This is a genomic window from Streptomyces luteireticuli, assembly GCF_041519305.1.
Lineage (GTDB): Bacteria > Actinomycetota > Actinomycetes > Streptomycetales > Streptomycetaceae > Streptomyces > Streptomyces luteireticuli.
The window spans coordinates 7393995-7419927 of record NZ_CP167927.1 but is presented as its reverse complement, the minus strand read 5'-3'; the positions used below and the strand labels follow the sequence as shown (position 1 = coordinate 7419927).

Annotated in this window: 16 protein-coding genes; 7 read left to right on the top strand and 9 right to left on the bottom strand. The window is 74.3% G+C overall.

The genetic code is table 11. The features are described from left to right. The first annotated feature begins 22 nt into the window (after positions 1-22). The 3 genes from AB8735_RS33260 (at position 23) to AB8735_RS33250 (ending at position 2985) form a co-directional block, all read left to right on the top strand. The gene (locus tag AB8735_RS33260) at positions 23-1210 is read left to right on the top strand and encodes a GDSL-type esterase/lipase family protein (protein WP_372411382.1); all 1188 of its coding nucleotides are present in this window, start codon (positions 23-25) and stop codon (positions 1208-1210) included. A gap of 135 nt (positions 1211-1345) precedes the next feature. Beyond that, complete coding sequence (locus tag AB8735_RS33255) at positions 1346-2260, top strand: permease (RefSeq protein ID WP_372411955.1); 915 nt, start codon at positions 1346-1348, stop codon at positions 2258-2260. Then, complete coding sequence (locus AB8735_RS33250; RefSeq protein WP_372411381.1) at positions 2257-2985, top strand: TIGR03943 family protein; 729 nt, start codon at positions 2257-2259, stop codon at positions 2983-2985. The genes AB8735_RS33255 and AB8735_RS33250 overlap by 4 nt, the downstream gene beginning before the upstream one ends. A gap of 63 nt (positions 2986-3048) precedes the next feature. On the opposite strand, the gene AB8735_RS33245 is transcribed toward AB8735_RS33250, so the two are convergent. From AB8735_RS33245 to AB8735_RS33220, 6 genes are all read right to left on the bottom strand, one after another. Beyond that, positions 3049-4548, bottom strand: coding sequence for a hypothetical protein (locus tag AB8735_RS33245; protein ID WP_372411380.1), 1500 nt, complete (start codon positions 4546-4548; stop codon positions 3049-3051). Between the two features lie 118 nt (positions 4549-4666). Beyond that, positions 4667-5842, bottom strand: coding sequence for a glycosyltransferase (locus AB8735_RS33240; protein WP_372411379.1), 1176 nt, complete (start codon positions 5840-5842; stop codon positions 4667-4669). After that, positions 5839-6660 (bottom strand): alpha/beta fold hydrolase, encoded by an 822-nt coding sequence (locus tag AB8735_RS33235; RefSeq protein WP_372411378.1) that lies wholly within the window; start codon positions 6658-6660, stop codon positions 5839-5841. The genes AB8735_RS33240 and AB8735_RS33235 overlap by 4 nt, the downstream gene beginning before the upstream one ends. Positions 6661-6663: 3 nt before the next feature. Beyond that, positions 6664-6921, bottom strand: coding sequence for a phosphopantetheine-binding protein (locus AB8735_RS33230; RefSeq protein WP_344028207.1), 258 nt, complete (start codon positions 6919-6921; stop codon positions 6664-6666). A gap of 77 nt (positions 6922-6998) precedes the next feature. Then, positions 6999-11492, bottom strand: coding sequence for a beta-ketoacyl synthase N-terminal-like domain-containing protein (locus tag AB8735_RS33225; protein ID WP_372411377.1), 4494 nt, complete (start codon positions 11490-11492; stop codon positions 6999-7001). 1 nt (position 11493) lies between these two features. Next, positions 11494-18423 carry an SDR family NAD(P)-dependent oxidoreductase gene (locus AB8735_RS33220; protein ID WP_372411376.1) on the bottom strand — a complete coding sequence of 2310 codons (6930 nt, stop codon included), beginning with the start codon at positions 18421-18423 and terminating at the stop codon, positions 11494-11496. A 559-nt stretch (positions 18424-18982) separates the two neighbouring features. On the opposite strand from AB8735_RS33220, the gene AB8735_RS33215 reads away from it, so the two are divergent. Next, positions 18983-20353, top strand: a complete 1371-nt coding sequence (locus AB8735_RS33215; RefSeq protein WP_372411375.1) for a cytochrome P450 — start codon at positions 18983-18985, stop codon at positions 20351-20353. Here AB8735_RS33215 and AB8735_RS33210 read toward each other — a convergent pair whose 3' ends face one another. After that, positions 20354-21214 (bottom strand): DUF4232 domain-containing protein, encoded by an 861-nt coding sequence (locus tag AB8735_RS33210; protein ID WP_372411374.1) that lies wholly within the window; start codon positions 21212-21214, stop codon positions 20354-20356. It abuts the gene before it with no gap. Positions 21215-21455: 241 nt separating this feature from the next. On the opposite strand from AB8735_RS33210, the gene AB8735_RS33205 reads away from it, so the two are divergent. From AB8735_RS33205 to AB8735_RS33195, 3 genes are all read left to right on the top strand, one after another. Then, entirely contained in the window at positions 21456-22217 is a 762-nt protein-coding gene (locus tag AB8735_RS33205) for a GNAT family N-acetyltransferase (protein ID WP_372411373.1), read from the top strand. A gap of 209 nt (positions 22218-22426) precedes the next feature. Beyond that, on the top strand, positions 22427-23326 hold the full coding sequence (locus tag AB8735_RS33200; RefSeq protein ID WP_372411372.1) for a hypothetical protein: 900 nt from the start codon (positions 22427-22429) through the stop codon (positions 23324-23326). An 8-nt stretch (positions 23327-23334) separates the two neighbouring features. Beyond that, positions 23335-24192, top strand: coding sequence for an alpha/beta fold hydrolase (locus AB8735_RS33195; RefSeq protein WP_372411371.1), 858 nt, complete (start codon positions 23335-23337; stop codon positions 24190-24192). Positions 24193-24203: 11 nt separating this feature from the next. On the opposite strand, the gene AB8735_RS33190 is transcribed toward AB8735_RS33195, so the two are convergent. Together AB8735_RS33190 and AB8735_RS33185 are read right to left on the bottom strand one after the other, a co-directional pair. Further along, positions 24204-24977, bottom strand: coding sequence for an aminotransferase class IV family protein (locus AB8735_RS33190; protein WP_372411954.1), 774 nt, complete (start codon positions 24975-24977; stop codon positions 24204-24206). A 192-nt stretch (positions 24978-25169) separates the two neighbouring features. Next, complete coding sequence (locus tag AB8735_RS33185; RefSeq protein WP_372411370.1) at positions 25170-25814, bottom strand: hypothetical protein; 645 nt, start codon at positions 25812-25814, stop codon at positions 25170-25172. Positions 25815-25933 lie beyond the last annotated feature (119 nt).

Below are 25933 nucleotides of genomic sequence, written 5' to 3'. Positions count from 1 at the left end.
CCCCGACCGACTGGCTGAGGCAATGAGCACCGAGCACGACCGCACACCCACCCCCATATCCACCCCCATCACCGCGGACCTCCTGCGCGGCGCCCTCGAACTGGAGCACACCGCGCACGGCGTACTGCCGCACCGGCTGCCCGCCCGGGCCCGCGCCCAGTGCGCCGACGGACAGCTCGCCATGGTGGAGTCCCAGCCCTCCGGCGTACGGCTGGCGCTCCGCACCGGGGCCACCGCCGTCGAGCTGGACGTCCTGGCCACCAAGCGGGTCTTCGTGGGCGTCCCGCCCCGCCCGGACGGGGTGTACGACCTGCTCGTCGACGGCCGCCTCGCCGGGCGGGCGAGCGTGACCGGCGGCAACACCCTGACCATCGACATGGCCACCGGCACCGCCGAGCACCGGCCCGGCCCGGCCGGCACCGTCCGCTTCTCCGGCCTGCCGGAGGGCGTGAAGGACGTCGAGATCTGGCTGCCGTACAACGAGACCACCGAGCTCGTCGCCCTGCGCACCGACGCCCCCGTGGAGCCCGCACCGGACCGGGGCCGCAAGGTGTGGCTGCACCACGGCAGTTCGATCAGCCACGGCACCGACGCCGCGAGCCCCACCACCATCTGGCCCGCGCGCGCCGCCTCGCTCGGCGGCGTCGAGCTGGTCAACCTGGGCCTGGGCGGCAGCGCCCTGCTCGACCCGTTCACCGCCCGCACCCTGCGGGACACCCCGGCCGACCTGATCAGCCTCAAGATCGGCATCAATCTGGTCAACATCGATCTGATGCGGCGGCGCGCCTTCGGTCCGGCGGTGCACGGCTTCCTCGACACCGTCCGCGAGGGTCACCCGGCCACTCCGCTGCTGGTCGTCTCGCCGATCCACTGCCCCGTCCACGAGGACACCCCCGGCCCGTCCGTCCCGGACTTCGAGGCCATGAAGGCCGGAACGCTCCGGTTCAAGGCCGCGGGCGACCCCGCGGAGGCCGCGAGCGGCAAGCTGACGCTCAACGTCGTACGGGAGGAGCTCTCCCGCATCGTCGCGCAGCGCGCGGCGGACGACCCGAACCTGCACTACCTGGACGGCCGCGACCTCTACGGCGAGGCGGACTTCGCCGAACTGCCGCTGCCCGACGCGCTCCACCCGGACGCCGCCGCGCATCTGCGCATCGGCGAGCGCTTCGCCGGGCTGGCGTTCGCCGCCGGGGGACCGCTCGCACGGTAAAAAGACCGCTCGCACGGTAAAGAGAGGCCACCCGCAAAGTAAAACGATTTCCACTTCCATGTATGCTCCACGATCGTGGAAAACTTGACCGTCGAACGCGTCACCACGGCCCCCGTCCGCGCCGCCCTCTGCGCGCTGACCGCCGCGGTGGCTGCGTTCGCCGTCGGCGGCGCGTTCCCGAGTCCGGCCGTGGCGGCGTGGCGGACGGTCCTCACCGCCATCGTGGTGCAGGGAATCCCGTTCCTCCTGCTCGGCACCCTGGTGTCGGCGGCGATCAACTCCCTCGTGCCGACACGGGTGTTCGCCCGGCTGCTGCCGCGCAGCCCGGCGCTCGCCGTACCCGTGGCGGGCGCCGCGGGGGTGGTCCTGCCCGGCTGCGAGTGCGCCTCGGTCCCCGTGGCGGGGAGCCTGATGCGACGAGGAGTCACCCCGGCCGCGGCGCTGGCGTTCCTGCTGTCCGCGCCGGCCATCAATCCGATGGTGCTCGTGGCGACTTCGGTCGCCTTTCCCGGAAATCCCCGGATGGTGCTCGCCCGGCTGGTCGCCTCGCTGGCCACGTCCGTCGTCATGGGCTGGCTGTGGGCGGGGCTGGGCCGTGAGGAATGGCTGCGCCTCCCCCGCCGGCACCCCGGGCACGCTCCGGGGGCCGGCCGCCTGGAGGAGTTCCGGGCGTCCCTCCAGCACGACTTCCTGACCGCCGGGGGCTTCCTCGTCATCGGGGCCGCGGCCGCCGCGACCTTCAACATCGCGGTGCCGCACTCCGTGCTGAGGACGTTCTCCGACTCCCCTTGGCTCTCGGTCCCGTTGCTGGGACTGCTCGCGGTGATCCTCGCGGTCTGCTCGGAGGCCGACGCGTTCGTCGCCGCCTCGCTCGCCGGATTCTCCCCCACCGCCCGGCTGGCCTTCATGGTCGTCGGGCCGATGGTCGACCTGAAGCTCGTCGCCCTGCAGTCGGGGACTTTCGGCCGCGCCTTCGCGCTGCGATTCTCGACGGCCACCTGGCTCATGGCCGTTCTCTGCAGCGCCCTGACAGGGTGGTGGCTCCTGTGAGGCGCGGCACGCAGGCGGTACTGCTCGTGCTGACCGGCGCCGGTCTGCTGCGCATCTCGCTGCTGACCGATCTCTACCTGCGGTATGTCCAGCCCGGCCTGCGCCCGTATCTCGTCGCCTCCGGCGTCCTGCTGATCCTGCTCGGCGTCCTCGGCGCCGTCCGGCGCCCGGTCGCGGACCACGGGCACGGGCACGGCCACGAGCACGGCCACGGCGCGTGGGCCGCCTGGCTGTTGTACGCGCCGGCGCTCGCCCTCCTCCTCGCCCCGCCCGCGGCCCTCGGCGCGTACACCGCCGCACGGGACGACGGCCGTGTCGCCCCCGCCGCGGCGGACGGCCGCCCGCGCCCCCTCCCGGCGCGCCCGACGATCGAGCTCTCGCTGCCGGAGTTCGGCTCGCTGGCGACCTGGGGCACCAGCAGGCCGCTGGCCGGGCGCACGCTCCGGCTCACCGGGTTCGCCGCCCCGGGGGAGAACGGGACCTGGTACCTCAGCCGCCTGGTCATCACCTGCTGCGCGGCCGACGCCCGGGTGGTCAAGGTCCGGATCCACGGGGCCCAGCCCCCGCCCCCCGACACCTGGGTGGCGGTCACCGGCACATGGCACCCGACCGGCGAGCCGGGTACGAACACCGCACGCCCGGCCCTGGACGCCTCCGCCGTCACCCGCATTCCCCCGCCCGACGACCCCTACCAGCACGGTACGAAGGGCGGCACCGGCCGATGACGCCTTCCCTCCCCGTCGTCGAAGGGGAGGGAAGGCGTCATCTTTGTCAGCCCCGCATCATTGTCAGCCCCGCGCGGGCTTGCCGCCGGACCTGCCGGCGTCCGTGTCGTCCTGCGGGGTGCGCGGCTGGGGGATGCGTATCGCCCCCTTGCCGTGGGCGAGTTGCACCTCGCGCTGTACCTTCGGCATCGGGAGGCGCACCGCGAACGCCTGCACGCCGCCGATCTTCAGATACGGCATGACCCATCCCTCCAGGTCGACTCCCGCGAACAGTCTCCAGTCGACGTCGGCCGCGGCCTTGCCCTCGGTCGATCCACTGGCCTTGCCCTTGACCTCGGTGCGCACATAGGGCGCGGCGACATCGCCCTTCACCCCCACGCTGCCGTACAGGCCGAGGTTGGCCTCCGTGCCGAACCGGACCTTCACGTTCGCCGCGGCGGAGGTGCTCGCCCTGAGCGTGGCGGGAGTGACGTTCGCCTTGGCCTCCGGCTGCCATCCCTCCTTCAGGCTGAAGGCCGAGCCGAGGGTGAAGTCGCCCTTGACCGGGTCCTGTTGGACGTCGAGGCTCACCTTGCCGTCGGCGTCGATCAGGACGTAGCAGGTGAGGTCGATGTTGACGGTCACCGGAAGCTCGCCGATGTAGAAGGTCGGGTTGGCGTGCAGGACGACGAACGGCACCCGCACCGGCTTGCCGTTGGTCGTGGGCGACGTCCGCCCCTTGAAGTGGAATCCCGAGGACCAGTCGCCGGTCAGCCGCAGACCGGCCCCGGACGGGCCGTCGCCGGAACCGCGTCCGTAGTAGGAGAAGTCGACCTGCGGCGCGAGCTGGACGAAGCCCTTGAACGCCGCCTTGGTGGGGCTTTCCACCCCCTCCTTCTTCGCGTCCTTCTCCGTGTCGAGCGTGGTGTCGACGTCGACGCGCAGGCTGCCGAAGGGGAGTTTGAGCCCCTCGGGTCCGGCGTGGACGTTGCCGCGCTTGGCCCAGGAGAACTTCACTCCCGGGAGGAGCGGTTGGGCCTTGAACCCGGACGGGTCGACGGGCAGCTTGCTCTTGACCTTGGAGTCGCCCAGCACCGTGGAGAGATCGGCCGGGGCGGTACGGACCTCGGTGCCCTTCGAGGTCTTCTTCTCCACCTTCGTGACCTTGGCCAGGACGCCCTTGGGGGCGCCGGGCACGGGCTTGCTGGCGATGATGTCGCCCACGGCGACGGGCTTGTCGGCCTTGGGCGTCGCCGACGGACCGGACGTGGCAGACGTGCCGGACTTTCCTGACTTGCTGGACGACTTCGGGTCGATGCCCTGGGAGATGACGGCGCGGCCGCTCCCCTCGTCGATCGAGTCGATCTTCACCGGTGGCTTCTGCGCCGTGACGCCGCCCCCGGCCGGAACGGCCACCGCGCTGGGCGCGGCTTCCCCGGGGGAGGGCGGCTGGAGGCTGAAGTCGACCTTGGGGGCGCTGTTCTCGCCCACGTTCGCCACCTCGTCCGAGGCGGCGGTGGATCCGCCGCCGGACGTCGAGCAGCCGGCGAGGGCGAGGGAGAAGGAGGTGAGCAGCACTGGCACCAGTGCTCTCCTGTGGAGGTTGCGCATGGCGGTCCTCTGGGTGTGATGCGGGATAGGGACTGTCGGGCTCATGTCAGGTCAGGGCATGGGGTGCACCTCGTTCTCCGGAACCGGCCGCTCACGCCCGGGGACGGGGGACCAGCAGGGCTTCGAGGTGCGTGGCGGCGGCCGCCGCGCCTCCCGCGGCGCGGAAGGACTCGCGCACCCGCCCGGCCGCCTCCCGGTAGGAGGGCTCGTGGAGGACGGTGTCGAGCGCCGCGCCCAGCGCACCGGCGGTCGCCCGGTTGAACCGGACCCGTACGCCCGCCCCGGCGTCCGTCACCTGGGCGGCGATCACGGGCTGGTCGTCCCGGATGGGCGCGACGACCAGGGGGAGGCCGTACCACAGCGCCTCGCACACGGTGTTGTGCCCGCCGTGACAGATCACCGCGTCGCAGCGTTCCAGCAGCGCCAGTTGGGGGACGTGCGGCCGGACCAGCACCCGGTCGGCGAACTCCGGCACCGTGCCCGCGGGATCCACGACCACCGCCTGCGCCCGGTCCGGGCGTCCGCGCACCGCCTCGGCGCAGGCGGCGAGGAAACGGGACCCCGCCTCGGCGTTGGCCGTGCCGAGGGTGATCAGCACGGTGGGCGTCCGGGGGTCCAGCCGGTGCCAGGGGAAGTCGTCCGCGGCCGGACGCGAGGCGAGCGACGGGCCGACGTACCGCACCGGTCCGGCGGCGGACGCGGCCGGACCGGCCAGCGCCTCGGTGCTGAAGGCCAGCACCAGCCGGCCGGACAGCCGCGGGTCCGCGGTGCCCCTCGGGTTGCCGATCCGGTGCCGCAGCTCCTCGATCCGCCCGGCGATCCAGGAGTCGACGCCGGGCAGGCCGGACAGCGGGGCGAGGCCCGCCGAGGTGGTGGCCGAGGTGGCCCACACCACGCCCAGCCGCTCGGCCGTGAGGCCCCCGGCGACGGCCTGCTGGTCGGCCACCAGGACGTCCGGGCGGAACTGCCGGACGGCCGCGCGCACTCCGGGCGCCATGTGCTCCGCGAGCGGCCCGAGGAAGCGCCGCCAGAGGAATTCCAGCGCCGCCGGGCCGCGGAGCGAGGGCGGGCGCAGCAGGGCGGGGTCGGCCAGGTCCGGGGAGGAGCAGCGGAAGACGGTCGCGCCGTCGCCCACCAGCGGGGCCACGATGTCGGGCAGCCCGGCCCAGGCCACCTCGTGCCCGCGCCGGGACAGTTCGGCGGCGACCCCGACCGTGGGGTTGATGTGCCCGACCAGGGGCGGCACCACGAACAGGAAGCGGCTCACCGGATCGCATCCCGGGTGGCAGGGGCCGGTGTGTGCGTACGGATCCAGTCGAGGATCAGGTCGCCGGTCAGCTCCGTCGCGCCGACCAGGACCCAGTGCTCCTGGTCCGGCACCACGACGGTGCGGCAGCGGGGCAGCAGGGAGCCCAACCAGGCTTCCTGGGCGGCGAGTTCCGACTCGGCACCGTAGAGGGCGAGCACCGGGCAGCCCACCGCGCGGATGCCGTCCTCGTCGAGCACCCGGCTGGCGGGGACGTCCCGCGCCATGGTGGTGGTGTGCAGCAGCCGGGCGGCGGACCGGATCCGTTTGGTCACGTGCTTGCCGTGTCGCTCGGTCAGTTCCTCGAAGAGCCCGTCGCGGGCGAGTTCCTCCGCCCCCCGCGCGAGGTTGGCCGCCATCTTGCGGGACCAGGCGCCGGTCGCCGGCTCCGACTCGATCAGCGAGACGCTGGCCACCCTGCCGGGGTGGCGTGCCGCGTATCCGAACGCGATGGTGCCGCCGTAGGAGTTGCCCACCAGGTGGACGGGGCCGGGCGGGCCGAGCAGGTCGAGCAGGGCTTCGAGGTCGTCGAGGTGGTCCTCCAACCGGTAGCCGTCGGGCGGCCGTTCGCTGTGGCCGTGCCCCCGCAGGTCGTACATGATCACGTCGAGTCCGGCGGCGGCGAACCGGGGCGCCAGGGTGAAGTAGTGGCTGACGAGGCTGTCGATGAGCATGCCGTGGATGAGTACGACCGTGGGCGGCGGGGCCGTGCCGGCCGTCGTCCGGGCGGGCATCCGCTCCACGTGCACCGCGAGGCCGTTGGCGTCGATCATGGCCATGGGTCACCGCTCCCCGGGGTCGCGGAGGCAGCCGGCGATGTGCTCGACGAGCTGTCCGATCGTCAGGCCGATGATCTCCTCCAGCCCGAGTGCGGCCAGGTACTCGGCGAAGTTCACCCGCTCCCCGTACCGCGCCTGGAGGTGCCCGCCGAGGGTGACCAGGTCGATGCTCTCCAGGTCCAGGTCGTCGTGGAACCGGGTCCCCATGGTGATCTCCGCGTCGTCCACACCGCCGTACTCGCCGAGGACGGCGCGGAGCATGCCGCCGACCTCCTCGAACACGGCCTCCTCCACGGCCACTTCACGGTCCCGGGTGTCCGGCGCCGCCTGACTGCTGTTCACTGCTGACTCTCCTGTCGTTCGTCTTCCGGGTCGCCTTCGGCGGCCGGGCCCGTGGTCCAGGCGACCACGTACTCGCGTTCGGGCAGGCCCTCCGGGTTGCCGACGCCGCGGCAACGCACCGGGTAGCGGTGGCCGTCGACGGCCACCAGCAGGTCGTCCGGCCGGGCCTCGATCACCGCGAAGTCCCGTGGGCGGCCGCGCAGTCCGGTGCCCTCGGCCTTGGCCACCGCCTCCTTCGCCGCCCAGAACCGGGTGAACCACAGGGCTTCCGGTTCTCCGGTGCGGACGCACAGCGCGGCGAGGAGCTCGCGCTCGGCGGGGCCGAGAGCGGCGGCGAGGGTCGTGGAAGGCCGCTCGGCGACCTCCTCGATGTCGATGCCGACCGCCGCCGGACGTCCGTCGGTGCCGCGCGGCCGGACCAGGGCGACGGCGGCCTCGGCCCGGTGCGCCAGCGAGACGTCGAGCCCGGGGAGCGCCCGGCCGTGCGCTCCGGTCACCCGCGGCCGGCCGGACGCGTCGTTGTCCACCCGGATCTCGGCGGGGAAGACCGGACCCTCGCCGTGCTCCCACAGCCACCGGCGGACCGCGTCCTTGGCCGCGATGCGGCCGAGCAGCCACGGGCGGCGGCCGGCCGGCGGTCTCCTCCCGTGGTCCTCGCGCTCGGCGGTGCCGAGGTGGCGCCGCATCACGAGGTCGCGGGAGGCGAGGTCGTGGCACCGGTCGAAGAGGAGCACCCAGCCGCCCGGTTGAGCGGCGGAGAGGGTGTGCCGTTCGGGGAAGCGCTCCTGCGCCTTGGTCTCCGTACTGCTGTCGAACCGGTGGTCCTGCCAGCCGCCGATCTCCGCCCAGACGGCCCCGTCCGTGAGGAGTTGCACGTCCGCCTCCACCGTGGCGTCGGTGACCGAGACGATCCTGACGAGGCACTCGACCCGGGTGCCGGGCGGCGGGTGCGGACCGAAGAACCGGATGTGCCGGACGCGGACGGGGAACACCAGGGTCCGCTCGGTCAGCGTGGCCAGGATCCAGTAGCCGAGCAGCTGGCCCACGTTGTCCAGCAGCGCACCGGGCGCGGACGGCGTCGTGAGCACGCCGCGCACATGCGCGTCGCCGGTCGCGGTCAGCTCGGTGACGCCCTGGAAGGCGGGGCCGTGGAACATCCAGCCGTCCCGGTACAGTTGCCCGGCCGTGATCTGCGGGGGCCGTTCCTCCTCCGGCCGCCACCGCCAGGGCCGGGGCGCGTCGCCGGGATACCGGTCCGCGAGTTCCACCTCGCCGTGCGCGTATGCGCCGAACGTCACCGCGGCCCGGCCGGTGCCCCGTGCCTCGACGGTCACGGGCACCTCGACGGCGGGTGCCGCGGCGACCCAGCGGTCGAACCGCACGTCGTGCACCGCCACCGCCGTCGCCCCGGGCCGGGCCCGTTCCGCGTGTTCCGTCATGTGGTGCACCACCGTCGTGGCCGGGACCACCGGCCACCGGTCGGCCTCGTCCGGCCAGCCGGGGCGCTGCCCGAAGAAGCAGTGGTCGCGCAGGTACGGCATGGTGTCCGTGGACACCCGCAGCACCGTACGAACAGTGCGGGCCGTACGGGCCGTACGGGCCGCTGCGGCGCGGGACACCGCCACGGCCGTGTCGGCGGTGTCCGCCAGCAGCGCCCGCAGCTCGGCGGCCAGCGGTGAATCACCGGACGACGGCGCACCGTTGTCCGCGCACCCCCGTGCGCCCAGGGCCGAGCGCACCTCGGCCACGGTCTCCCGGTCCAGGGACACCAGTCCCCCGCCCAGGTCCAGCCTCGACGGCGGCATCCGGCGGGCCGTGCCGCCGGTGGGTACGAGGACCCCGGCGTCCGGTTCGCCGCCGTCCGCCCACAGGGCCGTGGCGACCCGGAGGAGCTGCGCCATCCCTTGCCGGTGCGGCGAGTTGGCGGCCACCACCAGGTGCGGACGGCCCCGCAGGGTGTTCTCGACCAGCGAGCCCACCTGGCCCGTACCGGCCTGGACGAACACCCGGAAGCCGGCCGTGTACATGGCCTCGATCAGGGGCCGGAAGCGCACGGGTTCCAGCAGGTGACGGACGAAGAGCTCGCGCACCTCCTGCTCGGCGTCCGGGTACGTCGCGGCGGTGGTCGCCGACCAGACCGGCACCGTCGGCCGGCGCAGCTCGAACAGGCCTGCGTAGTGCCGGATCTGGCCGAGGTGAGGGGCCAGCATCGGGGTGTGGAAGCCCGATTGGAACGGCAGGACCTGGCCGATGACCCCGCGTGCCCGGAAGCTCCGTACCAGTTCCTCCACTTGGCCGGGCGGCCCGCAGACCATCGACTGATCCGGCGCGTTGTCGTGCGACAGCACCACCCCGGGGTGGTCCGCGAGAGCGGCGGCGACCCGCCCGGCGGGGGCGCCGAGCGCGGCGAAGGCCAGTCCCCCGGCCACCCGCACCCGGTCCGGGTCGAAGGCCCGGGCGAACTCGTCCACCGCGCTTCCGGCATACAGCCCGGAGGTGGCCATGGCGGTCCACTCGCCGATGCTGTGGCCCGCGACGGCGTCCGGCACGATGCCCATCCGGCGCAGCGCGGCGTCCAGCACCCGCCCCACCGCGATCACCCCGGCGCCGTGCCGGCCGACGTCCGCCACATCGGCCCCGGGCCCCGCGTATCCGCCGGTCAGCAGCGCGGACAGACCGAAGTGGGCGGCGACGTCATCGGCCCGGGGCCGGAACTCGGCCTCCAGCCCGGGGAAGACGAAGGCCAGCCGCCCGCCGCCGGGCCCGCCGAGCAGCGGCTCGGGGGCGAACCAGACGTCGCCGCGCCCCCGCCAGGGACGGCCCCCGGCCACCGCCTTCCGGGCCAGGGCCAGGCGCTTGGCGGTGGGGTCCACGATGCCCAGCCGGACGCGTCCGGCGCCCGGGGCGGCAAGTCCCGCCCGGCGCACGGCGGTGTCCTCGGCGTCCAGGCACGCGGCGAGCTTCTCCGGGCTGTCGGCGGCCAGCCGCAGCACCTGCTCCGGCTCGCGGACGGCCACCGCCGGACGGGCCGGACGGCCGGGCGGGGCGGGCGTCTCCTCCAGCACCACATGGGCGTTGATGCCGCCGAAGCCGAACGCGTTGACGCCCGCCCGGCGGGTCCCTCCGTCGCCGGTCGCCCAGTCCCGCGCCGTGGCGATCGGCCGGAACCGGGTGCGGTCCAGGGCCGGGTGCGGTTCCTCGCAGTGCAGGGTCGGCGGCAGCACGCCGTGGTGCACGGCGAGCGCCGCCTTGACCAGACCGGCCACGCCCGCGGCCGGCATGGTGTGGCCGATCATCGACTTCACCGACCCGATCACCGGCCGGTCCTCGCCGCCGGAAGGACCGCCGGGATGGCCCCCGGGAGGGCCGAACACCTCGGCCAGGGTGGCGAGTTCGGCGGCATCGCCCGAAGGGGTGGCGGTCCCGTGCGCCTCCAGCAGTCCGACGGACCCCGGTGCGGCGGGATCGAGTCCCGCCTCGCGCCAGGCGGCCCGTACGGCCTTCACCTGGCCCGAGGGGTCGGGGTTGACCAGGCTGCCGCTGCGGCCGTCGCTCGCCACCCCGGTGCCGCGGACGACGGCGTAGACCCGGTCCCCGTCGCGCAGCGCGTCATCGAGCCGCTTGAGCGCCACCACACCGGTGCCCTCGCCGATCAGCAGCCCGTCCGCGTCCCGGTGGAACGGGCGGATCCGCTGGCTCGGCGACATCGCGCGCAGCCGGGAGAACAACGACCACAGCGTGATGTCGTGGCAGTGGTGGACCCCGCCGGCGAGCACCAGATCGCAGCGGCCCGTGGCCAGTTCACCGACCGCCTGGTCGACCGCGACCAGCGAGGACGCACAGGCGGCGTCCACCGTGTAGGCCGGGCCGCGCAGGTCGAGCCGGTTGGCCACCCGGGAGGCGGTCAGGTTGGGGACGAGGCCGATGGCCTGCTCCGGCTCGTCCGGGCCCAGTTGTTCCGTGTACGCCCGCCGGACCCGGTCCAGCAGCCCCGCGTCCAGCTCGGGCAGCAACTCCGAGAGTGTGCGCACCAGTTGGGCGGACGTCCGGACGGACTGGGTGCCCCGGGCCATCCCGGGGGACAGATAGCCGCCCCGGCCCAGGATCACCCCGACCCGGTCCCGGTCCGGCAGCCGTGCCGCGCCGCCCGCGTCCTCGATCGCCCCGGCGGCCACGTGCAGCGCGATGAGCTGCTCGGGCTCGGTGCCCGGCACCGAGCTGGGCATGATCCCGAACCGGGTCACCTCCACCTCGGCCAGGTCGTCGACGAAGCCGCCGCGGCGGCAGTACACCCGGTCCGCGCGGTCGCGGGCGGCCGCCGGGTCGTAGAAGGAGGGGTCCCAGCGCCCGGGCGGGACCTCGGTGATCGCGTCGACCCCGGCCGTCAGGTTCCGCCAGTACGTCCCGAGGTCCGGCGCGCCGGGGAAGAGGACCGCCATGCCGATGATGGCGACGGGGGGCCGGCCGGGCGGTGTGTGCGTCGTGCTCATCTCACCAGCCCGATGCGGTGTAGACGACGGCGTCGGACGGCTCCCCGCCCCAGGCGAGCTCGCGCAGCAGGCACAGCGCCCCCTCCTCGGGGTCGATGAGCTTCACGCCGCGGCGCGCGTACTCGCGGGCGAGTTCCGGGGTCACCATGCCGGTGTGCTCCCCGGCCGGCGCCCACGGCCCCCAGTGCACCGTCAGCGTCCGGCAGCCGGAGCGGGCCGCCCATCGGGCGCCCAGGGACTGGAGGGCGTCGTTGGCCGCCGCGTAGTCCGCCTGGCCGCGGTTGCCGAGGACGGCCGCGATGCTGCCGAAGAACACGGCGAAGCGGGGGGTCCGCGGCAGTTCGTCCAGCGCTCCGAGCAGGGTGCGCGCACCGTCGACCTTGGTGCCGAACACCCGGCGGAAGGAGTCGGGTTCCTTCTCCGTAAGGACCCGGTCCTCGATCACCCCGGCCGCGTACACCACGCCGTCCAGCCGGCCGTGCTCGGCGTGGACGTCCGCCACCAGGCGCCGGACCGCCTCGGGATCCCGGACGTCCACCGCGTGGTAGCGCACCGGGCTGCCCAGGTCCCGCAGCGTGCCTAGGGTGTGGCGGATCTCCCGCCGGGCCAGGATCTGCGAGACCTCCCGTTCGATGGCGGCCGGGGAGCGTTCCCCCCGCGCGGCCAGCACGGCCCGCAGCGCCGCCCGGTCCGGCGCCCGCCGGGTGTCCTCGTCCTCGGGGGCGTCCGGCGTCGTGGTCCGGCCGGCCAGCTCGATCCGGCAGCGGGAGGCCGCCGCCAGGGTCGCGGCGAACCGTGCGGTGATGCCCCGGGCCCCGCCGATCAGCAGCACCACGGCGTCCCGGTCCAGACCGGCGGCGGCCGCCTCGGCCGCACCGTCCCCGGCCGGGCCCGCGCCGCGGCCGCCCAGGGCGCCGAGGCCGGCGGCCACCGGTTCGAGGCCGGACCGGCCGCCGTCCGGCGACCGCAGCACCACCGGGGCCGGTTCCCCGGCCGTCAACTCGCCCACCAGTGCCGCCGCCACCTCGTCGGCCGTCATCTCCGGGGCGGCCTCGACGAGCCGGGCGAGGACGTCCGGGTGCTCCCGCACGACGGTCCGGAAGAAGCCCCGCAGCCCGTCCGCCCGTCCGACGGTCGCGGCGGGGACGTCCCCGCCCTCGGCGGGCGCGGCCGCGAGCAGCCAGCGGGGCCCCTGCCGCAACGCGGCCCGGAACACCGGGAAGGACTCCGGCAGGAGCGGTCCGCCGCCGTCGCGCGCCAGCGCCTCCAGATGGAGGACGCCGTCCCAGGGGCCGTCCTCGTCGGCGAATCGACGGTCCGGCGGCAGGAGGACCGCCTGCGCGCCATGGGCGCCCAGCCGTGCGGCCAGCGCCTCGGGCACCGGCCCCGCCCCGCCCAGCAGGGCGAAGCGCTTGCCCTCCAGCACCGTGAACTCCCCTGCCGGGGCCGGGAGTCCGACTCTGCGCAGGACCATTCTGGCGGGTGCCTCGCCTGCGACGCCGGGGCCGGCGTCCGCCGCCGGGGTAGGAGACGGGAGGCCGGGAGCCGCGTCCCCGTGCGGCAGCCGCTCCTTCAGCAGACCGGCGATGCCGGACGCGGTACGGGCCTTGGACAGCACCTCCAGCTCCGCGTCGTCGAGCCGGGGCAGCTCCGTCCCGCCGCCGCCGAAGCCGAGCCGGGCGGCCAGCTCCCCGACGATCTCGACCCTCTTGATGGAGTCGATGCTCAGGTCGGCTTCCAGGTCGAGATTCGGCTCGATCATGTCGAGGGGATAGCCGGTGCGTTCGCCGATGATGTCCAGAACGGTCGCCAGCACGTCCGTCGGCGCCGGTGACGCCGCGGGTGCCGAAGGCGCCTCGGGCGCAGCAGGCGCCTCCGCCGCGTCCTGGGGCGGCGCGGCAGGCACAGGCACAGGCACCGGCACCGGCACCGGCGCGACCGCCGGAACCCCTGCCGCGCCGCCGAGGTACGTCAGCAGCACATCGCGCTGCGCGGCGACCAACTCCCGGCTGGTGCGCAGGAATTCCCGCACCATCCGGTCGGCGTCCGCCGCCGCGCCGTCGGTCCGGTCGGTCCGGTCGGCCTGGGTCACGGTCATCTCCTCCATGCGAATACGTCGGGCCGGTGCGAGCGATCCGGGCAGCGAGGCGCCGTCGCGGGTGCGTGTCCGCTGCCCGTTGACGATCCAGCCGGGTGGTGCGGGGCAGGCCCCGGGGGCGGCCTCGACGGTGTCGCGCCCCCGGTGCAGCCAGCCGGTGCGGACGGGGACGCCGGCGACGGCGAGCCGGGCGAGCATGCCCAGGAAGCCGCGCAGTCCGGGGCCGTCGGGGCCCTCGCACGCCACCGCGGCGTGCGGACGGTCGCCGAGGATCCGGCCCACCAGGCCGGTCAGCACCGAGCCCGGACCGGCCTCGACGAAGACCCGGGCCCCGGCCTCGTACATCCGCTCGATCTGTTCGGCGAAGCGCACCGGGGAACCGATCTGTTCCGCCAACTCGGCCCGTACGCCGTCCGGTTGTTCCGGATAGGCGGCGGCCGTCCGGTTCGCCCAGACCGGGATCTCCGGCGCGGTCACCCGCCGCCCGGCGAGGACCTCGGCGAACCGCTCGCCGGCCGGCGCCACCAGGGGGCTGTGGAAGGCACACGCCACCGGGACCGGCTTGGCGCCCAGCCCCCGCCCGCGCAGCCGGTGCACCGCGGCCTCGACCGCCTCGGCGGGACCCGAAATCACCGTCTGCCGCGGCGCGTTGTGGTTCGCGACCACCACCCGGCCGGCGAGTCCGGCCGCCGACAGCTCCTCGGCGACGTCCTGGCGCCCGGCCGCCACGGCGGCCATGGTCCCCGGCTCCTCGCCCGCGGCGGCCAGGATCGCCTCCGCGCGCGCCGTGCTCAGCTCCAGCAGGGTCTTCGGCCCGAACGCCCCGGCCGCGCACAGCGCGACCAGTTCGCCGTAGCTGTGCCCGGCCGCCATGCCGGGGCGGACACCGGCCCGGCCCAGCAGCTCGGCCACGGTCAGCCCCATGACGCCCAGCGCGGGCTGGGCGGTCCTGGTGTCGGTGATCCGGGCGCGCTGCCCCTCCGCGACAGCGGGGTCGAAGGCGGTCGGCGGGAAGACGATGTCCGCCCATTCGCGGCCGGTCCGCAGGTGGCGCTGGACCTCCGGGAAGGCGATGAACAGCTCGGCGAGCATGTCCGGGCGCTGGCTCCCCTGACCGGGGAAGAGGAACGCCACCTCGCCGCCGCCCACTTCGCCGCCGCCCGGTTCACTGCCGCCCGGTTCACCGCCCTCCGGCCCGTCCGGCCCCGCGCCGAAGACCCCCGCCCGGGGATCGTGCTCGCCCGCCAGGGCCCGTTCCAGCAGCCCGGGCAGCTCGTCCAGATCCCGGGCCACGACCGCCGCCCGGGCCGGTTTCCCCGTCGCGTCGCCACGCCGGGCGGCGCTCAGCGCCAGGTCGCGCAGCCGCCAGGGGCGGCCCTGCCGGTCGTTCTCCCCGGCCAGCTCCAGCAGCCGGCCGACGGACCGGCCCGCCTCCGCCCGGTCGGCGCCGTGGAAGACGAACAACTCGGCCGGCCAGGCGTCGAGTCCGTGCCGGGGCGGGGGACCCGCCTCGTGACCGCGCAGCACCACATGGAAGTTGGTCCCTCCGAAGCCGAACGCACTGACTCCGGCGACCCGTTCGGCCGGGTCCTCGGCCCAGGGGCGCGCCACGGTGTGGAAGGCGAACGGGCTGCTCCCCTCCTCCCAGGCCGGGTCGGGCCGGGTCAGCTGTGCCGTGGGCGGCCTGACCCCGGTGTGCAGGGCCATGGCCGTCTTGATGAGACCGGCCAGTCCGGCCGCGCACTTGGTGTGCCCGATCTGCGACTTCACCGAGCCGAGCGCGCACCGGCCCGGCGCGGCCCCGGCCTCGGTGAACACCTCGGTGAGCACGGCGAGTTCGGTCCGGTCGCCGACCACGGTCCCGGTGCCGTGGGCCTCCACCAGGCCCACCTCCGCGGGTGAGATCCCCGCGTGGCGGTAGGCCCGCTCCAGCGCCGCCCGCTGCCCCTCCGCGCGGGGGGCCGTCAGCCCCAGGGACCTGCCGTCGCTGGAGCTGCCGACTCCCTTGACGACCGCGTAGACCCGGTCGCCGTCCCGCTCCGCGTCCGCCAGCCGCTTGAGGACGACGCAGGCGACGCCCTCGCCGAGCGCGATCCCGTCGGCCGCGCTGTCGAAGGTGCGGGAGCGGCCGGTCGGGGAGAGCGCGTGCACCGAGGAGAACAGCAGATAGTCGTTGATGCCGTTGTGGAGGTCGGCGGCCCCGCACAGGGCGATGTCGCTGGTGCCGGCGGACAGTTCCTTGCAGGCCACGTCCAGCGCCGCCAGCGAGGAGGCGCAGGCCGCGTCCACGGTGAAGTTGGCGCCGCCCAGGTCGAGCCGGTTGGCGATCCGTCCGGAGATGACGTTGGCCAGCATTCCCGGGAACGAGTCCTCGGTCAGCCGCGGCAGTTGCTCGTCCAGTCCGGGCGGCAGCTCCCCCAGGTAGGCGGGCAGCACCGTGCGCAGGGTGGTGGCGTTCGCCAGGTCGCTGCCCGCCTCGGCCCCGAACACCACCGAGGCCCGGGAGCGGTCGAAGGGACGCTCGTCGTAGCCGGCGTCGCGCAGCGCCCGCCGTGCGGCCTCCAGGGCGAGCAGCTGCACGGGCTCGATGCTGCCGAGCGAGGAGGGCGGGATGCCGTAGCGCAGCGGGTCGAAGGGGATGTCCGGGAGGAAGCCGCCCCACTTCGACCCGGTGCGGTCGCCGTCCCCGTCGGGCGCGTAGTGCAGCTCCGGGTCCCAGCGCTCCGCGGGCACCTCGCCGACGGCGTCGTGGCCCGCGAGCACGTTCGCCCAGTAGGCGGGCAGGTCGGGCGCGTCGGGGAACATGCAGGCCATGCCGACGACGGCGATGTCGAGCGGGGCCGGGACGCGGTCCGGGGCTTCCTCGCGGGGTCCCTCGCGCAGCCACCGGGCGCGCGCGGCGTAGAAGCCTGCCGCCTCCGCGCTGACCGCCGCGTGCAGCGCGGGAACCGTGGTGACCGCGGACCGCACCACGGCCACCTGCCCGGCCATGAACATCCCCCGGTCCAGCTGACGGTCCTCGTCGGCCCCGGCCAGGGAGTCGCCGGACCGCTCGATCCCCTTGCTGGCGACCCTCAGCCGCCCGACGTTGAGCCGTTCCAGCTGCTCCCACACCTGCCGCTCCGGGACGCCCTGCGTCCGCAACTCCTCCTTGACGCGCTGGAATTCGTCGGTGAACGGGCTGTGCACACAGCGCGTGGCGTGCCCGGGCGCCGTCTCCAGCAGCTCGGTCCGCCGCGCCGCCACCATCTGCCGCTGGAACAGCGGCCGTACCGCGCCGCGGTCCACCGCCTCCTCGGTGAACAGGTAGGCGGTGCCCATGAGCACACCGACGGCCACCCCGCGGGCGGTCAGCGGTGCGGCGAGCGCGGCCACCATCGCCGCGGACCGCTTGTCGTGCACGCCCCCGGCGAAGAACACCCGCAGCTCGGCGGGGTCCGCGTCCTCGGCCGTGTCCAGGAACTCCTCCAGCACCGCAGCCTGCGCCTCCCACAGCGCGAAGCTGCTGCGCGGCCCGACGTGTCCCCCGCACTCCGATCCCTCGAACACGAACTTGCGCGCCCCCGCCTCCAGGAACTGCCGGAGCAGCCCCGGCGAGGGCGCGTGCAGGAAGGCCTCGACGCCGGCCTCCTCCAGCTCGGCCGCCTGGGCGGGCCGGCCGCCCGCGATGATGGCGCAGGACGGCCGGACCTCCCGGACGAGTTCCAGTTGCGCGGCCTTGACCTGTACGGGCGCGAAGCCCAGGATGCCCACGCCCCAGGGGCGTTCGCCCAGTTCGTCGCGGGTCTGCTCCAGCAGGATCCGGGTCTCCAGCGGCCCGGCGAGGGCCAGCGCGAGGAAGGGCAGCCCGCCGTGGTCGGCGACGGCGACGGCGAACCGCGCCTGGTCGCTGACCCGGGTCATGGGCCCCTGCGCCACGGGCAGGACGGTGCCCAGCGCGCGGCTCATCGGGGAGCCGCGGAGCAGCGCCTCCGCGGCGGTGTCGTCGCGCACGGCCTCCTGGATCGCGGCGGTGACGCCCCGGACGGCCGTGCCCACGTCGCCCCAGCGCCGGGCGAACGAGGAGGCCAGGAAGCCGTCCTGGCCCACGGGGAGCAGTCGGTTCCGCAGATCGCCCGCGCCCAGCAGCCGGGCGACCTCGCCGGGCTCGTCCGGCAGGGGCGGTGCGTCCGGCCCCCGGCGGCGCAGCACGCGATGGCCGGCGGCCAGCACGGTCTCCGAGCCGTCCATGGTCCGCAGGACCGCCGCCACCTCCTCCCCGACGCCGGATTCGTCGAGCAGCGCCAGCTGGGTGTCCAGGACGACCCCGGCCGCACCGCCGACGACGGCGGCCGCGGCGGTGTGCGGGCCGATGCCCCCGCAGGCCCAGACGGGCAGGCCGAGCTCCGGGTCCGCCACCAGCTGCTGGAGGAGGACGAAGGTGGTCAGCTCGCCGACCCGCCCGCCGGCCTCGTTCCCGCGGGCGACGAGGCCGTGCGCCCCGGCGCGCACGGCCGCCAGGGCCTCCTGGTGACAGGTGACCTCGGCCAGGACGCGGTGCCGGCCGGCCGCGAGGTCCCCGGGGGTCAACTCGGCGTCCGCGCCGAGCAGTACGGTGTGCACGCCGCCGTCGGCCGCCAGGTCGTCCGGCCCGAGCGCGCAGCCCGCCCCGACACGTACCCCGAAGGGCCCCGGCACCCACTGCCGCAGCAGGCGGAGGGCCTCGTGCGCCGCTCGGCGCGGGCCCCTCCCGAGATCGAGTACGCCGAGTCCGCCGGCCCGGCAGACCGCCGCTGCCAGGCGTGGGTCGGGTTCGCCGAACGGGCTGACGCCCAGGATGATTTCTGTGGCCACGGACACTCCGGGAGGGGTTCGCTCACGAGCACGGGAGCGCGCGGCCGCGCCGGGGCGTCCGACGGACCGTGGAACGCCGCGATCACGGACGCGTGGCGCCCGGTGCTCGGTGCTCGGTGATGTGTGGGGGGAGAGGTACCGGTCAACGGCCGTGACGGAGGGGTCCGTCGGGACGGAGGACCGGCCGGGTGAGGGTCGTCAGGGTGCGGTCGCACGGCCCGGGGCGGGAAACGGTGTGTTTCCGGACCACGAGGTGCGGGCGGACAAGGGTGGATGTCCGTAGGCAGGCGCCGCCGGGCCACAGGCGCGGCGACGGAGAGGACGCGGCCCGCTTCCCCGGCGGGCCTGGCTGGATCATTGCATGGCGAGGTGTGAACGGAACAGTCCGTTCAGCATCATCCGGTGCATGGTGTCCATCACACGCTTCCGCCGGTGGCACCTTCGTTCATCCGCCGAAGGGCGCAAAATCCCGCTCAGGTCCTCCACTTCGCCTCCAATTTGCCCCCACACACCCCACTTGCCGGGGATTCTTCCGATACCGCCCGGGCACGGGGAGAGCATGAAGAGCATCTGCGCCTTCGGCGTCGCCCCCCGCGCGCTCCCCGTCATCGGCCACGCCCTCCCCCTGCTCAGGGATCCCCTGGGCTTCCTGGCAGCCCTTCCCGGCCACGGCGACCTCGTCCGGGTCCGCGTCGGCCCGTACCGGGCCGTGGTGGTCTGCGACCCCGAGCTGACCCGCCAAGTCCTGCGCGACGACCGCACCTTCGACAAGGGCGGGCCGCTGTACGACCGCATCCGCGAGCTGACCGGCAACGGGCTGGCCAGCTGCCCGTACAGCGACCACCGCCGGCAACGGCGGCTGCTGCAGCCCGCGTTCCACCCGGCCCGCATGCCGGGCTACGCCGGGACGATGCGCCGCCAGGCGATGGCCGTCACCGGCGTGTGGACCGACGGGGAGACGGTGGACGCCCTCGGGCAGATGCACCTGATCAGCGCCCGGACCACGATCACCACGATGTTCGGCCGCGACCCGGCCGCCCTCGACGACCACGCCCTCTCCCGGCTCATGGACGACTTCACCGTCGTCGTGGCGGGCATCCCCCGGCGCGCCCTGACGCCCCCGCCGGCCGACCGGCTGCCCACCCCCGCCAACCGCCGCTACGACCGGGCCCGCGCCCGCCTGCGCGCCGCGATCGACCGGATCGTCATCGACCACCGCTCCGGCGAACTCCACGACGGCGACCTGCTGTCCATGCTGCTGTCGGCCGGACACGACCCGCCGGGGGACGGCGGCCCCGACGGCCGGGGCCTGACCGACGAGGAGATCGCCGACCAGCTCGTCACCTTCTTCGCCGCCGGCACCGAGAACACCGGCACCACCCTGGCCTGGGCCCTGCACCTGCTGGCCCGCAACCCCCGCGTGGCCCGCCGGATGCGTGCCGAGGTGGACGCCGTCCTCGACGGCGAACCGGCCGCGTCCCTGGAGCACCTGCCCGCCCTGAAGCTCACCACGGCCGTGGTCACCGAGGCCCTGCGCCTCTACCCGCCCGCCTGGGTGCTCACCCGCACCACCACCGACGACACCCGGCTCGGCGGCCACACCATCCCCGCCGGCACGGCCATCGTCTACAGCGCGTACCTCCTGCACCGCCGCCCCGACCTGTTCCCCGATCCCGAACGCTTCGATCCCGACCGGTGGTTGACCGGGGACGCCCCGCACCGCACCGCGTTCGTGCCGTTCGGCGGCGGGCCGCGCAAATGCATCGGGGACGTCTTCGCGCTCACCGAGGCCACCCTGGTCCTGGCGACGATCACCGCCGGCTGGGAGCTGCACCCGGTGGACGACCGGCCCGTCCGGCCCGTGCCCCGGCTGGCGTTGAGCCCGCAGGAGCTGCCGATGCGGACGGTGGCGCGGGTCCGGGGCTGCTGATCAGCGCGGCCCGGGGGCCTTCGTCCACGCGCTGACGCCGAGCTTCCCCGTGGTGCCGAGGTCGAGTTCGGGGATCACCGTCATGGGGCGGGCCCCGGCCCCGGTCCGCACCCGGACGTAGGGAGCGTTCACGGCATCGCCCGCACCGGTGGTGTTGCGCCACATCAGCCGAGCGAGCGCGCTCTCGCCCGGCTCCAGAGCGACGGGCTGCGGCGCGGCATCGAACCCGGTCACGCCGGCGATGTCACCACCGCCGCGCAGGACCTCCACACCGTGAACCGGCTTCCTGCCCTCGTCCAGAAGCTCCAGAAGCGGGTAGCCGTCGAGCCGCCGGGCCCGGTCCCCGCAGTTCTGCAGATGGAGCCCCACCACGCGGAGCCCCATGGCGGCGTCGCCGTCGTCCGCCGTGAGCCGGAATCCGGAGGCCGGGCAGTCCTCCGCCCCGGCCGGGGCCTCGTCCGCGGGAACACGCCTGACCTTGGCGACCCGTGCCCGCTCCGCACCGGCCGTCATCGTCCCGATGCGGACGGTCCGCCGCACGGCCCGCCCGGAGGGGACGGACGCCACCGTCTCCTTCCCGTTGGCCAACACCTCTCCGGAACCGGAGAGCACGTCGACGGTGACGGTGTAGGTGAAGGGCTGGCCCTCGCGGTTGGTGACCTCGAACTCGACCGGAACCTCGGATCGTTCACCGCCCATCCCGGTGATGCGCACACCGTCCTTCTCCAGGTCGCCGGCGTCCCCGCGCAGGACCGGAGACCTCGACGCACCCGGCGTGCCCGCGTTCTCCGTCCCGCACGCGGTCAGCAGCAGGGCGCCGACGAGGGCGGCGGGGACGACGGCACGGGTGGTTGTACGCATCGGTCCATCCCATCACAGGTCAGGGCGTCACAGGTCAGGGTGCAGATTTGCACCGGGCCGGGGGCGGTATGCGACAGTGGATATTCCGGTTCGCCAGGCGCTCCGCCCTGTGCGCGGAGGCCGCCGGAATTCCCCACATCTCCCATCACCGAACGACGGTTCCGGCCCTGCCCTGCGCGGATCCGGACCGTCCGCCCGCCCTTCCGCCCTCCTCCACAGAGGAATCCTTCCCCAGAAAACGATGCAGGCGACGACCCTTCCCACCCGGACCGCGGACCTGTTCACCCAGGGCCTGGAACTGCAGACCGGATCGGCCCTGCTGCGCTTCGGCGCCGCACGGCCGCGCCCGGCCGACCGGATCGGCTGGTCCGGCGACGGCGCGGTGGCCTGGCTCGACGAGCCGCGCGGCCACCTGTGGAGCGTCGGCGAACCGACCGCCGCAGCCGGTCTCGCCCTCTGCGCGGCCCACCAATTCCCCGGAACCATAAGAGAGTTCACCGGACCGCAGGGCACCGACACACTGCTCGGCCGCCATCTCCCGGTGACCGACCCTGTCGCCTGGATCTTCCGTTGGACGCTCGACGAGCCGCCGCTCCATCCGGCGGAGGAGCGCGTGACGGAGCTGAACGCAGCGCACCACGGCGAACTGCTCGCCTTCCTCGGCGAGCACAGCCCGGCCCACTCGACCGGGCCCGGCTCCTCGGACGTCAGTCTCTGGGCGGGGATCCGTGACGCGGGCGGGCGGCTGGTGGCGTGCGGCGCCATGAGCAGTCTGCGGGACAGCGGCGCGCCCCTGATGGCGTCCGTCGCGACCGACGCGGCCCTGCGCGGCCAGGGGCTCGGCGCGGCACTCACCTCATGGCTGACCCGGTACGCCGTCCGCCGGTACGGCTTCTGCACGCTGTGGCAGCTCGCCGACAACACCCCTGCGGACCGGCTCTACACCCGCCTCGGCTACCGCAACGAGGACCCCTGCGTAGCCGCGCGGATCAGCAGCCACTGACCGGCCGCTGCTTTCCCCTCCCGGCGAGGAGCAGAGCCCCTGCTCCCCCGACCGCATCCGCAGCCTGATTCAGGACTGGTGTTCGTAGGGTCCAACGGCCCGCGTGTCGCGCGCAGTTGGCTGTACGCTCGGCCACATAAAGCGGCCCCCACGTGTCTGGCAGGACACCGCAGGGGCCTACACCACCACGGTTGTAAGGAAACCCTGGGATGCTGCGCCATGTTATCGCGCCCGAGCGTCGGTTCACTCAAGTACCGAACGACGTCATCACCAACACCCGCCTCTCCCACGAGGCCGTACGCCTGTATCTCTGGCTGCTGTACGCCCCCGACGTCGCACGCCTGTCCTTCTCCGAAGCCGCAGCCCGGGCTGGGCTCAAAAGCTCCGCCTTCAAACGCGCCAAGGAGCAGCTGAAGCAGGAGGGTTACGCACACGAGTGGCGCAGCCAGGGGCCCGACGGGCGGTGGTCGACCGCGCAGTTGTTCTCCGGGCACCCGATCAGCGCCGAGGAAGCGCGGGCCGCCAGGGACGGGCGTCCGGCTCCGACTGCCGTGAAACCGGCCGTCGGTGAGCCGACCCCCCGGCCCGTCGGCCGTCACCCAAAGACAAACACGGTGAAGAACACTTCCCCACCTCCCGTGCCACCGACGCCGCGCGAACTCATCCCCGACGACCTCGTCGAACACGCCGCCCTCGTCCTCACCTCCGTCTCCCACACCGAACGCCGACTCCGTCTCACCGGACGAGAGCTCAAGGAGCTGGCACCGCTCGCGGCGGACTGGCTGCTGCGCGGGGCGACCGGCCGCGACCTCCGCGAAGAACTCCGCAACGGCCTCCCCGAACCCGTCCACCACGCCGCATCCCTCATCCGCGACCGACTGACCCGCAAACTCCCCGAGGCGCCACCGATCCGCCCGGCCCCGCCACAACCCCGCGTCGCCCAGATGCGCGAATGCGCGGGCGACCACCTACAGCCCTACCTCTTCCGGCCCGTGGCCGAAGAAGTGCTGTGCAGCGGCTGCCGCATCGAACGGGCCCAGGAGGGCACGGTAGGCGCTGCACGCGGCCGGATGAAATCCGGATGCCCCGCGCCGGGCCGAACGGCATGATGAGGTTCATGATCATCGACACCCCCGCCCCCGTCCGCACCGGTGAACAACGCCTGCCCGATGGGCGGCTCCTCGGCTGGGCCGAGTGGGGTCCGGACGACGGGCGGCCGGTGCTGCTCTCGCCCGGGGCGGCCACGAGCCGCCGGCTCGGCTTCGGTGCGGACGTCCTCGACGGGCTCGGTGTGCGGCTGATCTCGCTCGACCGCCCGGGGCTGGGCGCCTCCTCCCCCGTACCCGGGCGCACCCTCGCGGACTTCGCGGCGGACGTCCGCGCGTTCGCCGGGCTCCGGGGGCTGGGGCGGCCCGCCATGGTCGGCAACTCGCAGGGGGCACCGTTCGCGCTGGCCTGCGCCGCGGCGGACGGGGTGATCGGCGCGCTGTCGCTGGTCTCGGCGGCGGACGAGGTCGCCGACCCCCGCTTCGCGGAGGCGCTGCCGCCGGAGCTACGGCGCCTGGTGGACCTCGCGGTCGCGGATCCGGCCGCCGCCGAGGAGGTCTTCGCGGGGTTCTCCCCGGGGGCGATGTGGGACCTGGTGATGGCGAGAAGTCCGGCCTGCGACGTCGCCGTCTACTCACGGGAGCCGTTCGCCTCCGCGTACCGCACCGCGCTGGACGAGGCGTTCGCGCAGGGCCCGGCGGGCTATGCGCGCGACACCGTGCTGGCCATGGGCCGTTGGGGCATCGATCTCGCGTCGATCACGACCCCGGTCGCGCTGTGGTACGGGGCGGAGGACACGGCCCACTCCCCCGACCAGGGAGCGGGCCTGGCGTCGCGCATCCCCGGCGCGGTGCGGCACGTCGTCCCCGGCGCCGGGGGCTCGGTGCTGTGGACGCACGCCGGGGAGATCCTGCGCGGTCTGGTGTAACTAACAGGGCGTCACACAGGCTCCCCCGCCAGCCCGAGGTACGCGTCCTGCAGGGCCTTGACGACGGGGTGCCCGGCGTCCAGCTGTACGTCGTCCACCGCGGCGATCGCGCGCACCCCGATCGCCGCGTTCGTGGCGAACGCGGCCTTCATCGACGGCAGATCGTCGGTCGTGACCCTCGCGACGACGTGGTCGTCCCGCCGCACCAGCGCCATCGTGATGCCCGGCAGCACCTCCGCCTCGGGCCACACGACCGTTCCCCGGGCATCGACGAAGGCCACGTTCCAGGTGCCGCCCTCCGAGATGCCGCCGTCGGGTCCGACGAACAACGCGTCGTCGAAGCCCGCGAGTTGTGCCTCACGGCGGGCGTTCAGCAGGCCGAAGAGCCCGACGTTCTTGACCGTCGGCGCGTCCCGCACGTGGGGCACCGTCCGCACCCGGAACGGGGGCACGGTCGCGGGACCGGCCGGGCGGGTGGTCACCAGGATGTGCGGGGTGGAGGCGGCCGAGGGGTGACCGAGGTCCAGGGACGGGTCGAAGACCGTCACCCGGACCACGAGGGACCCGGCGGTGGCGGGCACGGCCCGGGCGACGTACGCCCGGACGCGGTCGATGTCGAGCTCGGCGCCGAACAGCGCCCGGCAGTTGCCCGCCAGCCGCTCCATGTGGAGCCCGAGGCCGCGTACGCGGCCGTCGTCTACGCGCATGGTCGTGAAGTGACCGTAGTTGGTCAGCGCGAGGGTGGCGAGGGCATCGGGGTCGGCGGGGCGGCCGTTGAGTTCCATCACGGTCCCAGTCTGGCAGGGGAACGGGCCTGACGGCAGGCCAGGTCAGGCCGGTTCGGCCTGGTCGGGAAGGTGGCGGCACGGGGAGGAACGGTTCAGGCACGAGATGCGCCAGGCCGCCTTCGTAGATCGAAGGCGCCGCAGGGTGCGCGGTGCCTCCGGCCTACGCGATCGGGGTCGGGGTCGGGTCGGTCAGGCGCGCACGAGGTACCACGCGCCCTGACCGTTGCAGCCGTTACTGTCGTGGTTGGTGGTGCGGTAGCCGGGCGGGACGGGTGAGCCCGAGCAGGCCCATACGTGGTCGTGGGGCAGTTGGTGGTACCACGCGCCTTGGCCGTTGCAGCCGATACGGTTGAGGTCCGTGTAGACGTACCCGGGCGCGAGGGTCGAACCCGAGCAGGCCCATATGCCGTCACGGACCAGCTGGTGGTACCACGCCCCCTGCCCGTTACAGCCGATACGGTTGAGATCGGTGTAGACGTACCCGGGCGCGAGGGTCGAACCCGAGCAGGCCCATATGCCGTCACGGACCAGCTGGTGGTACCACGCACCCTGCCCGTTACAGCCGATACGGTTGAGGTCCGTGTAGACGTACCCGGGCGCGAGAGTCGAACCCGAGCAAGCCCATATGCCATCGTGGACGGGCTCCTGGTACCAGGCGCCCATGCCGTTGCAGCCGTTACGGTCGTAGTTGGTGGTGACGTACCCGGGCGGAACGGGCGTCCCGGAGCAGGCCCACCCGGCTGCCGCGGCCTGCGACCCCCGTTCCGCAGCGGCGGCCGTCCCCGCCGTACCGGCGAGCACCGCGGCGGCGATCAGCGCGATCGCTCCGATCACCGCCGCGACTCTGCCTCTGACGCCCGCCGCCCCCGTACGTCTTCTCCCCACCCCGCGGAAGGCGCCGGCCGATTCACAGCTCTGTGCCCGCCCTGGCACACCACGCCGTTCTCCGATGC

Coding starts and splice junctions, on each gene's coding strand:
- AB8735_RS33225 (WP_372411377.1), bottom strand. CDS start 11,492: ATGAGCACGACGCACACACCGCCCGGCCGGCCCCCCGTCGCCATCATC.
- AB8735_RS33230 (WP_344028207.1), bottom strand. CDS start 6,921: ATGCTCCGCGCCGTCCTCGGCGAGTACGGCGGTGTGGACGACGCGGAG.
- AB8735_RS33235 (WP_372411378.1), bottom strand. CDS start 6,660: ATGGCCATGATCGACGCCAACGGCCTCGCGGTGCACGTGGAGCGGATG.
- AB8735_RS33260 (WP_372411382.1), top strand. CDS start 23: ATGAGCACCGAGCACGACCGCACACCCACCCCCATATCCACCCCCATC.
- AB8735_RS33200 (WP_372411372.1), top strand. CDS start 22,427: ATGCTGCGCCATGTTATCGCGCCCGAGCGTCGGTTCACTCAAGTACCG.
- AB8735_RS33215 (WP_372411375.1), top strand. CDS start 18,983: ATGAAGAGCATCTGCGCCTTCGGCGTCGCCCCCCGCGCGCTCCCCGTC.
- AB8735_RS33205 (WP_372411373.1), top strand. CDS start 21,456: ATGCAGGCGACGACCCTTCCCACCCGGACCGCGGACCTGTTCACCCAG.
- AB8735_RS33190 (WP_372411954.1), bottom strand. CDS start 24,977: ATGGAACTCAACGGCCGCCCCGCCGACCCCGATGCCCTCGCCACCCTC.
- AB8735_RS33195 (WP_372411371.1), top strand. CDS start 23,335: ATGATCATCGACACCCCCGCCCCCGTCCGCACCGGTGAACAACGCCTG.
- AB8735_RS33210 (WP_372411374.1), bottom strand. CDS start 21,214: ATGCGTACAACCACCCGTGCCGTCGTCCCCGCCGCCCTCGTCGGCGCC.